Genomic DNA, 16,228 nt, shown 5'->3' on the forward strand with positions numbered 1-16,228 from the left:
AAAGTTTTCCACATGACAAAAATCCGCAAATCCGCCAATAATCAAGTTATGCACAAATTTATCCACATTATCCACAAGGATAACCATGTGGATGACCTGATTTACATAAATAAATTTAAACATATGTTTTGTGTAAAATGATAAAATTGTAAAAAATGGGAAAAAAGTTTTTAAAACTATTGACATTTTTAAATTCTAAATATCATAAAATTTATTGCAAAAAAGACATAATATAAAAGAATAAAAACAAATAATCAGATAATAGTAAATGAATTCTTGAAAAACTAATCTATTTAAAAAGGGGACTATCGGATGTATGGAAATGAGGATAAAAAAGAACAGTGCCCAGTTAAAACGATCACTGCAAGGTGTTGAAAAGTCATTTTCAGGTGTGGATAAATGTGGATAACCAAAAAATCCTCCGCAGAACCGGAAAGATCTGCGGAGGATTTTTTTAACTATTTTGTTTCATACGTTTGATCACCTTCAGACGTGTAAACTCTTCACGCTCTTTTTCTTCCAGAGCATTGGTGATATCTCGGGTGAGAGTTTCGTATCTGGGGATGGTGATGTTTTTCAGCGCATTGGCACGCTTCTGGGTTTTTTTGATGTTGGTGGCAAGACGGATGGCGGCGTTTTCGATCATGGAGAGTTGGATGGACAGCTCCTTTACACGCTCGAAGGCTGCCTTGGCCTCGTCCAGGGACAGCTTGGTGCTGTAGTAGGCGTAGGTCGGCGTGTTGCCTGCTTTTTTGTCATATTCCACAAGAGGGATCTCGGTTCCCATGACACTCCTGGTTTTGATCCGGATGGAATCTTCCACAGGAACGGTATGAGAGATCTGGTCTACGAAAGCGATTCCAATTTCCATATTTGCCTTCTGAAGAGCCGCATAAGCGGTACGGAAGGTCTCATCGATCTGTGACTGGATATCCTTTGCCTGATCGATCAGCTCCATCATTTCACGGATCAGGATATTACGCTTTTTGTCCATAAGCTCATAGCCCTGTTTGGAAAGAGCCAGAGAGTTTTTTGCAAGTATGAGATTTCCCTTGGTGGGAAAGGTATTCGGATCCATAAAATCACCTCACTAACGGACGGTTTCTCTGTAATACTGATCCAGAACTTTGGTATCGATACGGTCGAGCTCTTCTCTTGGAAGAAGGCCAAGAAGCTCCCAGCCCTTATCCAGAGTTTCGATGATGCTTCGATTCTCTGTTTCTGACTGTCCTACAAACTCTGCCTCGAAGGCTTTTCCGAATACAAGGTACTGCTTATCCAGCGGAGAAAGCTCATCCTCACCGATAACGGATGCCAGAGCTCTTGCATCGCCTACCTTTGCGTAGCAGGAGAAGAGCTGGTTGGCAACATCCTGATGATCGGCACGTGTGAAGCCTTCACCGATACCGTCCTTCATCAGACGGGACAGGGATGGCAGAACATTGATCGGCGGATAGATCGCCTGACCGTGAAGCTGGCGGTCCAGTACGATCTGGCCTTCTGTGATATATCCGGTAAGGTCGGGGATCGGGTGTGTGATGTCGTCGTTTGGCATGGTCAGGATTGGAATCTGGGTTACAGACCCGGTGCCGCCACGGACGATTCCCGCACGCTCGTAAAGGGTTGCAAGCTCACTGTACAGATATCCGGGATAACCCTTTCGGGAAGGAATCTCACCCTTGGAGGAGGAAACCTCTCGCATGGCCTCACAGAAGGAGGTGATATCAGTCAGGATTACCAGGATATGCATGCCTTTTTCAAAAGCAAGATACTCAGCGGCAGTGAGGGCGATCTTCGGTGTCAGAAGACGCTCTACAACCGGATCGTTTGCAAGGTTCAAAAACATCACAACGTGGTCGGACGCACCGCTTTCTTCGAAGGTCCTGCGGAAGAATTCCGCTACGTCGTATTTCACACCCATTGCTGCAAAAACAATGGCGAATTTCTCATCGGAGTCTGCTCCCAGGGAAGCCTGCTGAACGATCTGTGCAGCCAGCTTATCATGTGGAAGACCGTTACCGGAAAAGATCGGCAGCTTCTGGCCGCGGATCAGTGTGGTCAGTCCGTCAATAGCGGAGATACCGGTGTTGATATAGTTTCGTGGATATTCACGTGTTACCGGATTCAGCGGAAGCCCGTTAATGTTCAGGCTGACCTCCGGTGTGATCTCGCCAAGCCCGTCAATGGGCTGGCCGATACCGTTAAAGGTACGTCCCAGGATCTCAGGAGAAAGCCCGATCTCCATAGGATGTCCGGTAAGACGTGTGTGTGTATTGCCGAGGGACATATTGTCAGTTCCCTCAAAAACCTGGATAACGGCCTTGTCCTCATAGATTTCCACGATACGGCCGATCTTTTGAGTGCCGTCTTCCATGTGGAATTCCACGATCTCCTCGTAAGATGCGTTTTTTACACCCTCAAGGACAACAAGAGGGCCGTTTATTTCACTCAGGCCAAGATATTCGATTGCCATAAACTGATCCCTCCTTTAACCGTTTCTTTCCAGTACATTGTCGTAGAAGCGGTCGATATCTTTATGATATTCATCAAAACGCTCCGGCTCTTTATTTGGAACCTCGTATTTGATGGCGATGATACGTTCAAAGATCTTATCCTCCTTCAGCACGGAAACCGGCATGCCACGGTTTACAAGGGCACGGCACTTTTCGTAGAGATAGAGGATGGTTTCCATCATCAGGAACTGCTTTTCCATAGGAACACTGGTGTCCTCCTGGTGAAAAGCGTTCTGCTGCAGGAAGCCCAGACGGATAACCCTGGCGATCTCCAGCGTCAGCTTCTGATCATCCGGAAGAACATCGCTTCCGATCAGCTTGACGATCTCCATAAGAGAGCTTTCCTGGTTGAGGATAGCCATGATCTGGTTTCTGTCATAAACGAATTTCGGGGAGACATGCTCTCTGTACCAGGGAGTCAGGTCCTCCAGATATTCGCTGTAGCTGGTCAGCCACTGGATGGCAGGGAAGTGACGGGCATAGGCAAGAGCCTTGTCCAGTCCCCAGAAACAGCGGACAAAACGTTTGGTATTCTGTGTGACCGGCTCGGAGAAATCACCACCCTGAGGGGAAACTGCACCGATAATGGATACGGAACCCTCTGTTCCGTTCAGGTTCTGCATCATTCCCGCGCGCTCATAGAAGGCGGAAAGCTTACTTGCCAGATATGCAGGGAAGCCTTCCTCTGCAGGCATCTCCTCCAGACGTCCGGAAAGCTCACGGAGAGCCTCGGCCCATCGGGATGTGGAGTCTGCCATGATCGCTACATCATAACCCATATCACGGTAATATTCCGCAAGTGTAACACCTGTGTAGATGGAAGCCTCACGGGCTGCAACCGGCATGTTGGAGGTGTTGGCGATCAGTGTGGTACGGTCCATCATCAGGTTTCCGGATTTCGGGTCGATCAGCTTGCTGAAGTCCTCAAGAACCTGTGTCATCTCGTTTCCACGCTCACCACAGCCGATATAGATGATGATATCCGCGTCAGACCACTTGGCGATCTGGTGCTGTGTCATGGTTTTTCCTGTTCCGAATCCGCCGGGAACTGCGGCAGTGCCTCCCTTGGCAATAGGGAAAAGGGTATCCAGGATTCGCTGACCGGTAAGGAGCGGAACGCTGGCCGGGAAACGCTTGTAGGTCGGCCGTGGAACACGGATCGGCCATTTCTGGGCAAGTGCCAGTTCTTTTTCAGTTCCGTCATCAAGGCGGATGGTAACAATGGGCTCCAGAACGGTATAGGCACCGTCAGGAGCTGCATGGATAACGGTTCCGTGTGTGATGGTGGGCGGAACCATGGATTTGTGAAGGATGGAGGCGGTTTCCTGTGTCTCGGCAATAACCGTGCCTGCACCGATGACGTCACCTTCCTTTACGGTAATGTGGGTTTCCCATTTTTTTTCTGTGTCAAGAGAGTCAACGCTGACACCACGGGAAATATATTTTCCAGAGGCCTGGGCAATCTCTGCCAGAGGTCTCTGGATACCATCAAAAATATTGTGGATGATTCCCGGACCAAGGAGAACGGAAATAGCGTCTCCTGTTCCGATAACAGTTTCTCCGGGTTTCAGCCCTGTAGTTTCCTCAAAAACCTGTATGGTCGTCATATGTTTCTTAAGACCGATGACTTCTCCAACCAGTTTTTCGGGGCCTACATAGACCATCTCGGAGATCTTGAAGCCGGTGTCGCCCTTGAGGTAGATAACAGGACCGTTAACACCGTAGATAATACCTGTTTTACTCATGTGCTGGACCTCCGTCAAATTTGAATTCTCTGTAAGCTGCCTGATAGCCTTCCTCAAAGGAATTGTCGATGAGGATATTTTTTTCAGGGATTATCGCCTTGATCCCGCCGATAAAGGATTCATCGGAAACCTTCAGCGGGAAACCGGTCTTTACAGTGAGAGACTTCAGACGGGGTTCATCTTCTTTTGAAAGATAGATCTGGATCTCATCGTGTTCCGCGAAGCAGACAGCTTCCTCGATCTTTGTACAAAGATATTCTTCATAGCGGGGAGATTCCATGAATTTCAGGATCTGTACCCGGACATCTGCAAAAAGTTTTTCTTTTAAGCGGCTCTGTCTGGCAGTCCAGTTTCGCCGGATGTGAAGCTGCTCTGCGGAAAGTGCCTTGTTGATCTCACGCTTTGCGTTTGCGATCTCGGCTTTGCGGGAACTGGCAGCATTTCCCAGAGACATTTTTTTATGTTCCTCCAGTGCGGCATCCAGGGCTTCCTTGTGTTCCCGGACATCTTTTTCCGCCTGACGGCGTGCTTCGTCCACGGAGGTGTCATAGAAGTGTTTAAGCTTCTCTTCAATTGTCATAATATCACCTGCCTATAATTTTAATCCGATGGCCTCATTTACATAAGATGTAATGAAATCAGGTCTGCGGCCGGTACCATGTCTGTCAGGAATTTCAATGATGAGAGGTGTTTTGTGATGAAGCTTGACATCATCAATGATCTCAGGAAACTCCCGGCCGAATTTTTCGGTCAGGAGTATGATTCCGATCTCTTTGTCTGCGATGGTGCGCTCCAGAGCTTCCTTCAGCTCGTCGTGCTCATGAACGATCACACCCTCTACACCGGCCAGTCTCATTCCTGTCAGAGTATCAATATTGTCACTGATCAGATACATTTTCATATCAAAGTTTACCCAGGATCATGAAGGAGATGATCAGTCCATAAAGAGCAACACCTTCGGCAAGACCTACGAAAATAAGAGATTTACCAAGGATGCTCTGATCCTCACTGATCGCTCCAAGTGCTGCGCTTGCCGCACTGGCAACGGCAATACCACCACCGATACAGGAAAGTCCGGTAACAAGTGCTGCTGCGATGTAACCCATACCTGTTGCAAGGCCTGCGTCAGCGCCTGTAGCAGCCTGTACGGAAGCTCCGCCTGCAAATGTTACTGCAATGGCAACAAGCATGATCCCGAAGAAGAAAAAGGCGTTGACACCAAGAGCTGTTTTGTAGCGGCCGCGGCTTTTTTCGCCGAGAAGATAATAACCAAATGGAAGAATGATGCTGAGTACAAGTGCAACTGCGATTGTGATCTGTGTAATGACTGTCATGATGATGACCTCCTTAATATTCGTTTAATTGAATGCCCGGATCAGAATGCGTTCCGACTCTGGCATTTTATTTGTTTTTTGAGCAGAACGGCTCGAATTTCCGTCCGCTGCCCTTGTAAAAACGGCTGAACATTTCGTAATATTCCAGACGGAGTACCTGGATACCTACGATCAGGCCCTCCATAGCACATACGAACAGGTTTCCGAGAATGATGACGATCCAGTTCGGACTGCCGTTTTCTGCGCCTGCAAGCATAAGTACAACCTCCATCATAGCTGCGTGGCTGACTGCAAAAGCACCGATACGCACGAAGGAGAGTGTATTGGAAAAGTAGCTCAGGATAACCTCGAACAGTTCAAAAATACCCTGTACGATAAACATGCCTTTTTCTTTTGGCATAACCTCGGCCTTTTTTTCTACCAGGTTTGTAAGAGGCTCCTTGAAGAAAATAAGAAGCAGCGGTAAACCAAACATAATGGCAAGGACTGCACCACCCGGAACTGCATGCCCGGATACAAAGAGTCCGATGCAGAGAACTGCGGAGCCATAAAATACAAGTCCTGCCACAGCGTTGGTGTCAAACCAGGTTTTTTCAACATCATGCGTTTTAAAGGAATTGATGATGTTGAAAACCATACACAAGAGGATGATTCCCATGCCGAAGCCGATGGCAACGATAAATACGGTATTCAGTTTTCCGATAAAAGGTATGGTCGTCATACTGTCCACAGGCCGCAGCCACAGAGCAGGTATGACATCCTCAAATCCAAAGATACTTCCGAACATCAGACCGAAAAATGTGGAAAAGACTCCGGCGCAGCTGATGATTCCGGCAAGATCGATATGCTTCAGCTTGTACAGGAGCAATCCTCCGATAAAGAGCAGGAGTCCCTGTCCTGCATCACCGAACATGGCTCCGAAAATAAAGGAGTAGGTGATGGCAACAAACCAGGTAGGGTCCATCTCGCCATAGGCGGGAAGTCCGTACATTTTTACATACATTTCAAAGGGCTTGAAAAGCTTCGGATTTTTCAGCTTGGTCGGCGGCTGATGGTTCTGGTCGTGTTCCGGCGTATTGGTATCTTCTCCGTCTACCAGGCAGAAGATTTTTTCGTCGGATGAGATTTCGGCTTGAAAAGCTCTGGTGTCGGCTTCTGTCATCCATCCGCAGAGAATATAGAAATTTTCATGCTTTCCGGTGCAGGCTGCCGCTTTCCGGACATCGAAATTTCTGGAAAACTGAAGAAGTGTGTTTCTGGCGGTAACGATGGTTTCTGCCTGATCCGCAAGAAATCTCTGGTATTTCTGTTTCTGTGCTTCCAGATGCTTCAGAGCATCCTCGTATTGTTTGCTTACGCTTGAAAATGCCTGCTGGGCAGTTCCGGTATAATTATCCGGCACAAAGATCTTCTCAAAGTGCATAGAAGAGTAGGCGGCATCAATTTTGTGCGCTTCATGCTTCGGTACGAAGTAAACGCCCCAGACGTATTGGTCATCTTCATCGCATTTAAGGAAGATCGTGTTCAGATTGTCGTAAATATATTTCTTGAATTTCTCATAATACTGTTTCTCGATACGTCCGAAATGAAAATGGATATACTTCAGATGAAGTATGGATGAAATATCATAATCAATATTTCGGAAGGGACGTATGATCCGCAGTGATTCTTCCAGAGAGGAACATTTTTCTTCCAGTTCGGACTGTTCCTTCTGGAGCTGATCCGCCTGGGAGCGGATCTCCTTTACTGTGGAAAGTGCTGTTTCAATACCCGGGCTTCTGTTGGAAGTGGACGGAGGAGTTTTCAGCTCCTCATAAATGGTATTGATGGAATTTAAGGCATCTCTGTAGGGGTTGACATCCAGGAAAGGCGTCAGACTTTCTACTGTGGTCAGCTCTGAGAGAGCGTTTTCCAGATGGATCTCGTACTTGCACAGGTAGGTGTTTACAACCCGGTCGATATCTGCCTTGGGACCGGTGATGCTCAGAAAATTCATTTTTTCAATCACGTTGCTACCTCCTGGTTATTAACCGTTGCGTATATAACGCAGGGATTGTTCTGGGTCCACGCCATAGCGCACGCATTCAAGGGCAATGGTCAGACGGTTGACTTCATGTTCTTTGTGATATAAATAGGAATAGATGACTGCTACGGAATAGGGATCCTTGCGTGCTTCCTGTTCCAGTATGCTGCGAAGAATATAGTTATAAAATTCTTCCAGACTGGCGACGGTCAGCTGTTCGTATTTCTTACCATAATAAGTTCCATTGAAGATACGACGGAACTCTTCTGGTGTAGGGGCTTCCACAAGGGTGGTGATCTCCTCTTTGCGGAGCTTGTAGTTCATGGGGACCAGCAATGCGTAAATAGCAGCCGGTTCCATCTGAAAGCAGCGTTTGGAGCGCTGGATGAACTGCAGGTTCAGCATATCGAATTTTTCACCGTAAGCCTTGGTGATCTGTTTCAGATCGTTACCTTTGAAAAGCTTCTTCCGCACATTCCAGATCTGTGAAAAATACGAAAGGTCAAGTGCCATGCCGAAGTCAAAAAGCGTGGCATTTCCACGTTCGTTGACCTGAGACAGCGGAATAAAAAAATCATTTCCCCTCAGTGCCGCAATGAATTCATCCATATTGGTGCAGGCGGCAAGCCTGTCAATGTCCAGCTTGGAATGATGTCTGAAAAAATCGCGGTAGGGAGAAATATCCACGGGATCGGTGTCCCGGTGATCAAAGAGATTCGTCATGATCTCTTTCAGGACGCGGATCTCATAACGCTTCGAGTAAAGCGACAGGAACGTTCGCTGTTCCTGATTTGCAAAGTGGTAAAGCCTTGAAAAATTCAGGAAGATGGATTTCTTCAGGAGTTTTTCTATCTGTCCGCGGTGAAGATCATTTTCATCGAGACCGGACCAGATATTCTGATATTCGGGAGTCCGTTTCAGGTAGGCTGTTACCTGGGGGACATTGGGAAGCTGAACGATTTCCTCCAGCTGCTCATCTGTCACAAGCCTGCTCTGCATGGCGCGGATCTTGGTGGAGAGTCCGCTGTATGAGAGGACAGAGCCCATTGAATCACTTCCTTTCCCTTCAGGTTTCGGTGATGCCTGTTATTTTCTGAAACAGCTCACTGCAAAGACTTTCGTGATGGGCTTCGTAATAGGCATCCAGCCTGGATAGCTGGTCTTCGGTTTCTGCACGAAGCTCATTGATCCGGGCGTCTTTCTCGCGGGCCAGATCTTCACGGATCTTCCGGATCTCGTCGCTGGTTTCTTTTTCAAGTGAAGCGTCGAATTCCTTCGTCTGTTTTTCTGCTTCTTCCGAGAGAGCCTGTTTCTGTCGCGCAGCGTCCTGCATGATGGCATTGGCTGTAGCTTCGATTTCCGAAAGCTTATTTAGGATTTGTTCCATAGCGCCCTCCTTGTTTTGTTTATTGTTTATAATTGATTTTTATATGATACACCTTTTTTATGGTAAAAACAACTAAAATTTTGTTAATTTTTATGCAAACTTTTGAGGGAAATGTGGGTAAAAAGATATTTTTTGGGGTTTTTGTGGAAAAAGAGGAAAACCGCAAAGGGGCCATAAAGCCATGGCCCCTCTGCACACCCCTCGGGCTTTTTTTAGGAGTTCTTGGTTGTGGTGGTGTAAGGTTGTTGACTTGTGTATGTATGCTGCGGTGTTGGATGTGTGAGGTTGAGCCGATGTGTGTGGATGCGGACGGCGAGGCGCGTTGCTGTCGCCTGGTTGAGAGGATGTGTATATGGATGCGGATGGTGTTGTGGGTGGACGGCGAGGCGCGTTGTTGTCGCCTGGTTGAGGGGATGTGTATATGGATGTGGATGGCGAAGCGCGTTGCTGTCGCCTGGTTGAGGATTTTTTTTATTTTTTGCTTGCGGCGGGGTGGGGGTTACATGTATAGTTGAATATTGGGATGCATTGTACAGGGTGTTTTATCGGATATTCTGGAAGAGGAATGATGATTTTTGGGATTTGTGCAGGTATTCTGGTTTGTGTGGCTGGTGGCGGATGTATTATAGTGGTTTCATTGGTTTGGGGAATTGTTATATACTGCTTTTGCTGGCTGCGAGAGGTAGTTATTTGATTTGTATATTATAGGAAGATTAATTTGGAGGTTATTTATGAGATTACGTAATATTCCCGGGGCGAAGGATGCGATTTTGGAGTGTGACTGGGTGATTGATGAACCGGAGAAGTTTAAAGGGGAATGGGCGAGTGTTTTTGGGGAGAAGAGACCGCTTTTTCTTGAGGTTGGTATGGGAAAAGGGCGTTTTCTGATGGATATGGCGAGGCTGCATCCTGAGAGGAATTATGTTGGGATCGAGATGTATGACAGTGTGCTGCTTCGGGCACTTCAGAAGAGGGAGGAGCTTGAGGAGGCCGGGGAGAAGTTTTCAAATCTGGTGTTCATCCGTGTGGATGCAAGGCTTTTGCCGGAGATTTTTGAGAAGGATGAGGTTGACGGGATTTATCTGAATTTTTCCGATCCGTGGCCGAAGGCCCGTCATGCCAAGAGAAGACTGACTTCCAGAGAGTTTTTAAAGAGGTATGAGCAGGTCCTGAAAAAAGAGGGTACTGTGGAATTTAAAACAGATAACCGTGGATTGTTTGAATTTTCCCTGGAAGAGGTGAAGGAGTCTGACTGGAACCTGGAGGTTTGTACGTTTGATCTTCATCATGATGAGGAGCTGGTGAAGGGAAATGTGATGACGGAGTATGAGGAGAAGTTTTCTTCCATGGGCAATCCGATCTGTAAGATGGTGATCAGACAAAAATAGAAGAGGTAAGGTTAGGTGGTTTTCAGAAGGTATCTGGTACCAAAGCTTATCTGGCGCATAGATATGCTGTATTAGGATATGCTGCATTAATATAGAAGGTTGTTTTATCGGGCTGATCTGTAAACAGATCGGCCTGTTTTCATATAATAAATAAGAGGGAGCGTCAGGCAGGAATATATGAATCTGCAGGAGAAGCTGCCTGATCTGTATAAAGAAAGAGGGGAAGATAAGGTTTGAAAAAAAGAAAATCTAACTCATTCCGGCGAAATCTCAACAGTGTAAAACGCGGCGTCAAAAGCCAGGCATTTCAGATCAGAAATTCGCTGTCAGAAATAGAAAAATCACTGAACAAAATTGCATCAAATGAAGATATAAAAAATAAAAAAGAAAAAAATAAAAAAAATTAAAAAAAGGTGTTGACTTTCTTCAAATCATAACGTATAATACAACATGTCTTGAGGAACGAACGAAACAAAAAACGAAAGACAAATAATTAAATAAGCGTCTTTAGCTCAGTTGGTAGAGCACCTGACTCTTAATCAGGGTGTCCAGGGTTCGAACCCCTGAAGACGCACTAAAGGCACTGTTTTTGCAGATATAGAGCTGCGGGGACGGTGTTTTTTTGTCGTGTTTATTCGGGTTTCAGGGGGGATAAGGATATCTGGGCGTGAAGTGATGCGGAGTAAATGGACCGAGATGAAAATGTCGATCATCAGATAGAATCAGAATGTCTAATATAGACACCATGATTATAGGTATAGATCCTTTTGAATAAAGAAAGGATGGTATACTAGTTTGTAAGAAGATAAAAAGGAGGGCCGGGTCTTGGAAGGGACCCGGCAGAGTATGAAAAGAAAAATAAGTAATGATCTATAAGATGAAAAAGCTTTGTGCTTTATTTGTTTACTAATATACCGTCAAAATGTGATGGAACTGTGAGAAGCGTTTTAAAAATTTGTGAGGAAAGTCTAAATATCTTATAAAGTCTGATAAACTGTGAAGCAGTTATTTGGTGTAGAGCCGCATAGCGAAGCGGATTGCGAATATCCGCTTGACTCGAATCAAGTAAGTCCCCTGCGGGGGGCGAAAAGCAATAGCAGTCGGTGGGGCTTGTAAGAATAGAAAATTCTGAAATTTGTACAAAAATAGTGAAAATAAATAAGACTTTTTTAAGCCGATACGGTATAATAAACCATAGCATAAAAATCCGGAGGGGAAATGAACGAGTATGGATGTGGTACACATGTTATATGAACAGGTGCGGAAATTTTTCTGAGGGGTATAAATGAATATATCTATATTTTATGTCCAGCGGAAAATGTGATATCCGGAAAGATGGTTCAATTCTGAGGTATTCAGATGAAAAGGGAGGAGATGGCTATGGAGAAAGTGTTTGAGGCGATCAATGGAGTGTTCAGCTTTATCGGTCCACTGTCTGATTTTCTGTGGGAGTTCCCCACGAATTTTGACTGGTACAGCAGTATCCCGATTCTGGGAAATATATCCTTTGCGATCATACTACTTCTTGGGTCCGGGATTTTTTTCAGTTTCAGGATCGGTTTTATGCAGGTGACTTACTTTAAAAAAGGAATCCGAACCATGACGGAGAAACGTGTTGTGGAAACAGGAATTTCGCCGCTTGCATCGTTTTTCCTGAGTTCAGCTATGCGTGTAGGACCGGGAAATATCCTGGGCGTAACAGGTGCTATTGCAGTGGGTGGACCGGGGGCCCTGTTCTGGATGTGGATATCTGCGTTTTTCGGGATGGCAGTTGCATACATGGAGGGTGTCCTTGCTCAGATTTTCAAGGAGAAGAAGGACGATGAGTTTGTAGGAGGTCTTCCTTTTTATGGGAGAAAGCTTCTTGGAAATAAGGTATGGATCGGTGTTTTTCTTTCGGTATTGTATATTCTGTATGCGCTTTGCTGTCTGCCGGCACAGGGCTTTAACGTTGTTTCATCAGTAGGACGCATGGCAGAGATCGTAACCGGAAAAACCATTCCAAGCGGATCAGCCTTCTATTATATAGTAGGTACGCTGATCGTAATCCTCACAGCAGCTATTGCATTTGGCGGAATCAAAAAAGTATCCAGATGGACAGATATGATGGTGCCGGTGATGGCGGTGCTCTATATGGTAGTAGTGTTACTTCTTATCATATTGAATTTTACCCGTATTCCGTATTTCTTCGGAAGCGTGTTTGCAGGAGCCTTTAAGCCGGATGCATTTTTTGGAGGTGTTTTTGGAACGGTTCTTGCACAGGGCGTAAAACGAGGCCTGATGTCCAATGAGGCTGGTCAGGGAACGATCACCATGTCAGCGGCAGCAGCTGACGCAAAGCATCCATGTGAGCAGGGCGTGATCGCTTCTCTGGGAGTTTTTCTTGATACCATTGTGATCTGTACACTTACCGGATTTGTGGTAGTTATGGCACATTGCTGGACGGGAGCAGATGCGGAAAGCTGGCAGGCTCTTGATAAACTTCCAAAATATACGGAGTCCATTGCTGTGCTGACTCCGGGAACTGCAATGAACGGGATCGTTACATTTCTTGTAACCTTATGTTTCTGCCTGTTTGCATTTACCTGTCTGCTTGGAATGATCAGCTTTTCGGAAATCGCAGCAAACCGTATCCGCAAGGATAAGATCTGTATTAATTTTGTACGCTGTATCGGTCTTTTTGTTGCCGCATTTGGTATCCTCTGTAATATCGCAGGACTGGAGCTTGGAAATCTCTGGGCATTTTCTGATCTTGGAAATATTCTGATCGTATTTTTCAACGTACCGATCGTTTATGTCGGTGCGAAATATGTTTTCCGGGCGACCAGACATTATAAGAAGAATGACGGTACTCCGTTTACATCGGAGGTAATTGGAAGAAATGACTGCGCTTACTGGGATGAGCAGGCAAAAAAGCAGTGAAAAATTTTTCCGGAAAATAAAAATTCCGGCGGGAGATAAAATTAGCATTGTAAAAGTGCATGTACTCATTTATAATGAGTAACAGATTCTAAAGATGTTATAAATAACAGGAGGAAAGCCTTGAAAAGAGAATTAGTTATTGTCATTGATTTTGGCGGTCAGTACAATCAGCTGGTTGCAAGACGTGTCAGAGAATGCAATGTATATTGCGAAATTTATTCTTACAAGACAGATCTTGAGAAGATTAAAGCGATGAATCCTAAGGGAATCATCCTTACCGGCGGACCAAACAGCTGCTATGAGGCAGATTCACCGACTTACCAGAAGGAATTATTTGAGCTTGGTATTCCGGTACTTGGACTTTGCTATGGAGCACAGCTTATGATGCATGTCCTTGGTGGAAAAGTTGAGAAGGCAGATGTCAGCGAATACGGTAAGACAGAGCTTCTCATCGATAAGAAAGATTCCAGGATCTTCAAAAATGTATCCGACAAAACAATCTGCTGGATGAGCCATACAGACTATATTTCCCAGACTGCACCGGGATTTGAGATCGCTGCACATACTGCAGACTGTCCGGTAGCAACTGCACAGAATGAAGAGAAGAAACTGTATGCGATCCAGTTCCATCCGGAAGTACTGCACACAGTAGAAGGAAAGACAATGCTGTCCAACTTCGTACTTGGTGTCTGCGAATGTGCCGGAGACTGGAAGATGGATGCCTTTGTTGAACACACGATCAAAGAGATCCGCGAGAAAGTCGGTGATGGAAAAGTTCTCCTTGCCCTGTCAGGTGGTGTAGATTCCTCCGTGGCAGCAGGACTTCTTTCCAGAGCGATCGGCAAGCAGCTTACCTGTGTATTTGTAGATCATGGCCTTCTTCGTAAGGATGAAGGTGATGAGGTTGAAGGTGTATTCGGACCGAATGGTCAGTTTGACCTGAACTTTATCCGCGTGAACGCACAGCAGAGATATTACGACAAGCTTGCCGGTGTTACAGAGCCTGAAGCGAAGCGTAAGATCATCGGTGAGGAATTTATCCGTATCTTCGAGGAAGAAGCCAAGAAGATCGGTGCTGTAGATTTCCTTGCACAGGGAACCATTTATCCGGACGTTGTAGAGAGCGGTCTCGGCGGAGAATCCGCAGTGATCAAATCCCACCACAATGTAGGAGGCCTTCCGGATTTCGTTGATTTCAAAGAAATCATTGAGCCGCTTCGTGATCTGTTCAAAGATGAGGTCCGTAAAGCTGGCCTTGAACTTGGAATTCCGGAAAGACTGGTATTCCGTCAGCCATTCCCGGGCCCGGGACTTGGAATCCGTATCATCGGTGAAGTCACCGAGGAAAAAGTACGCATCGTACAGGATGCAGACTACATCTACCGTGAAGAAGTCGACAATGCAGCCGCCGACTACAAAAAAGAACACGGAGAAGATCCGTCCTGGATGCCGAACCAGTACTTTGCAGCCCTTACAAATATGCGAAGCGTAGGTGTAATGGGAGACTTTAGAACATACGATTATGCAGTGGCGCTCCGCGCCGTTAAGACTATTGACTTCATGACTGCTGAGTCTGCTGAGATTCCTTATGCAGTACTTAATAAGGTGATGAACCGTATTATTAATGAAGTTAAGGGCGTAAACCGCGTATTCTATGATCTTACAAGTAAGCCGCCTGGAACGATTGAGTTTGAATAATAAAAATTTTCTGGAATCCCTTATAAACAGGGCATTTCAGGGCAGATAAAGTTCTATTTGATAACAAAATGATAACACGAGAGATTTTGGCATTATTTATCCGGAATTTTGTGGTTATCAGGTAATATGTATGAAACCAACAAAAAGGTCTTACTGAATTGAGTGAAATCAATTTGGTAAGGCCTTTTTCGTTGGTTTTTTATTTGTCGTTTTTTGGATAATTATACCGCCACTGGTCATATTCTTCCTGAGTGATTTCTCCGGATTTCAATTTTTCAGCTTGTTCCTGCCATGCATGGAACATATCAAACATAGAAAGGTAGGTGGTTCCTTTGGATTTGTCCAGCCGAAGGCAGAGTTCTCCGTCAATCTCATCAATATGAAGTCCGTAAAGGTCTTCTAATGTAAATAAGGTATGCATAAGTCCTACATAGCTGTCGATATCCGGGACAGCCAGTGCATGCGGAGAGACCTCAAAAATATCAGCCAGCGCATTCAGATAGTTTTCTTTCGGACTGCGGGCACCTTTTTCATACTGTGCAATACGGACATCAGCCTGTGATTCGCTGAATCCTAACTGTTGACCTAAATATTTCTGCGTGAATCCACGCAGAAGTCGGAAATGATGAATTCTTTCTCCTATTGCCATATTCGTTCTCCTGTCTGTCTATTGATAAATTGAGTATAGCATATATGTATAGTACAGACAAGAAGAAACCATACAAAAAAGTATAGCATCATGTAAACTATACAGAAATGTATAGCGTAAACAAAGAAGGAATTTTATAATGAGTAAAATGTTTATGAATGTAAAAGAGGCCATGGAAGTTCTGGAGGTATCGGAATCCTACGCTTATAAGTTGATGAAGAGACTGAACAGGGAATTACAGGCGATGGGATGTCAGACAATCGCAGGAAAAGTTGACCGGAAGTATTTTTACGAGCAGTTTTATGGAACAAGATCGAACGATGGGAGGAATTAGGAATGGTAATTTACAAGAATGAAAGCAATAACACATGCATTGATCATGTACTGATGCTTAAGCGTGTTGGTATAGAAGTCCAGACGGGGAATTTTTCCAGTTGGTGGGAAAACAAGGAACGTGCTGATATGAATGCAAAAGCCGAAAACGAAAAATACCTAAAAGAAATACATAAGCTTAGGAAATCAGCAGACAGGTCAAAGCGTTGGGCTGAAAAAAACGAAGGAACGAAGAT

Annotated in this window: 14 protein-coding genes, 1 tRNA gene and 1 pseudogene; 6 read left to right on the forward strand and 10 right to left on the reverse strand. The window is 45.4% G+C overall.

The window, feature by feature from the left end; genetic code table 11:
* Positions 1-454: 454 nt before the first annotated feature.
* The 9 genes from GPK58_RS03925 to GPK58_RS03965 form a co-directional block, all read right to left on the reverse strand.
* Positions 455-1,078 (reverse strand): V-type ATP synthase subunit D, encoded by a 624-nt coding sequence (locus tag GPK58_RS03925; protein ID WP_059086266.1) that lies wholly within the window; start codon positions 1,076-1,078, stop codon positions 455-457.
* Positions 1,079-1,090: 12 nt separating this feature from the next.
* The gene (locus GPK58_RS03930) at positions 1,091-2,473 is read right to left on the reverse strand and encodes a V-type ATP synthase subunit B (protein ID WP_015525388.1); all 1,383 of its coding nucleotides are present in this window, start codon (positions 2,471-2,473) and stop codon (positions 1,091-1,093) included.
* 15 nt (positions 2,474-2,488) lie between these two features.
* Complete coding sequence (locus GPK58_RS03935; RefSeq protein ID WP_015525389.1) at positions 2,489-4,258, reverse strand: V-type ATP synthase subunit A; 1,770 nt, start codon at positions 4,256-4,258, stop codon at positions 2,489-2,491.
* Positions 4,251-4,838, reverse strand: a complete 588-nt coding sequence (locus GPK58_RS03940) for a V-type ATP synthase subunit E (RefSeq protein ID WP_092072620.1) — start codon at positions 4,836-4,838, stop codon at positions 4,251-4,253. The genes GPK58_RS03935 and GPK58_RS03940 overlap by 8 nt, the downstream gene beginning before the upstream one ends.
* Positions 4,839-4,850: 12 nt before the next feature.
* Complete coding sequence (locus tag GPK58_RS03945; protein ID WP_021653137.1) at positions 4,851-5,159, reverse strand: V-type ATP synthase subunit F; 309 nt, start codon at positions 5,157-5,159, stop codon at positions 4,851-4,853.
* Position 5,160: 1 nt separating this feature from the next.
* Positions 5,161-5,592 carry an ATP synthase subunit C gene (locus GPK58_RS03950; RefSeq protein ID WP_015525392.1) on the reverse strand — a complete coding sequence of 144 codons (432 nt, stop codon included), beginning with the start codon at positions 5,590-5,592 and terminating at the stop codon, positions 5,161-5,163.
* 67 nt (positions 5,593-5,659) lie between these two features.
* Positions 5,660-7,600, reverse strand: coding sequence for a V-type ATP synthase subunit I (locus GPK58_RS03955; protein WP_215638241.1), 1,941 nt, complete (start codon positions 7,598-7,600; stop codon positions 5,660-5,662).
* A gap of 18 nt (positions 7,601-7,618) precedes the next feature.
* Positions 7,619-8,662 carry a V0D/AC39 family V-type ATPase subunit gene (locus GPK58_RS03960; RefSeq protein ID WP_215638242.1) on the reverse strand — a complete coding sequence of 348 codons (1,044 nt, stop codon included), beginning with the start codon at positions 8,660-8,662 and terminating at the stop codon, positions 7,619-7,621.
* A gap of 19 nt (positions 8,663-8,681) precedes the next feature.
* A complete protein-coding gene (locus GPK58_RS03965) occupies positions 8,682-9,002 on the reverse strand; it encodes a hypothetical protein (RefSeq protein WP_021653134.1) in 321 nt (106 codons plus the stop codon).
* Positions 9,003-9,733: 731 nt separating this feature from the next.
* On the opposite strand from GPK58_RS03965, the gene trmB reads away from it, so the two are divergent.
* The 4 genes from trmB (at position 9,734) to guaA (ending at position 15,010) form a co-directional block, all read left to right on the forward strand.
* Entirely contained in the window at positions 9,734-10,390 is a 657-nt protein-coding gene (gene trmB, locus GPK58_RS03970) for a tRNA (guanosine(46)-N7)-methyltransferase TrmB (RefSeq protein WP_092072632.1), read from the forward strand.
* A gap of 501 nt (positions 10,391-10,891) precedes the next feature.
* A tRNA-Lys gene (locus tag GPK58_RS03975) sits at positions 10,892-10,964 on the forward strand.
* A gap of 806 nt (positions 10,965-11,770) precedes the next feature.
* Positions 11,771-13,312 (forward strand): alanine/glycine:cation symporter family protein, encoded by a 1,542-nt coding sequence (locus tag GPK58_RS03980; RefSeq protein WP_114001909.1) that lies wholly within the window; start codon positions 11,771-11,773, stop codon positions 13,310-13,312.
* Between the two features lie 120 nt (positions 13,313-13,432).
* Positions 13,433-15,010: a glutamine-hydrolyzing GMP synthase gene (guaA, locus tag GPK58_RS03985; RefSeq protein ID WP_021652384.1), complete on the forward strand. Its 1,578-nt coding sequence runs from the start codon at positions 13,433-13,435 to the stop codon at positions 15,008-15,010.
* A gap of 199 nt (positions 15,011-15,209) precedes the next feature.
* Here guaA and GPK58_RS03990 read toward each other — a convergent pair whose 3' ends face one another.
* The gene (locus GPK58_RS03990; protein ID WP_215638243.1) at positions 15,210-15,659 is read right to left on the reverse strand and encodes a helix-turn-helix domain-containing protein; all 450 of its coding nucleotides are present in this window, start codon (positions 15,657-15,659) and stop codon (positions 15,210-15,212) included.
* A 139-nt stretch (positions 15,660-15,798) separates the two neighbouring features.
* On the opposite strand from GPK58_RS03990, the gene GPK58_RS03995 reads away from it, so the two are divergent.
* Complete coding sequence (locus GPK58_RS03995) at positions 15,799-15,993, forward strand: DNA-binding protein (RefSeq protein WP_215638244.1); 195 nt, start codon at positions 15,799-15,801, stop codon at positions 15,991-15,993.
* Between the two features lie 2 nt (positions 15,994-15,995).
* Positions 15,996-16,228, forward strand: a pseudogene (locus GPK58_RS04000) (Lsa family ABC-F type ribosomal protection protein); the annotation flags it as partial.

The organism is Blautia sp. MCC270 (assembly GCF_018785605.1).
Taxonomy (GTDB): domain Bacteria; phylum Bacillota; class Clostridia; order Lachnospirales; family Lachnospiraceae; genus Blautia_A; species Blautia_A fusiformis.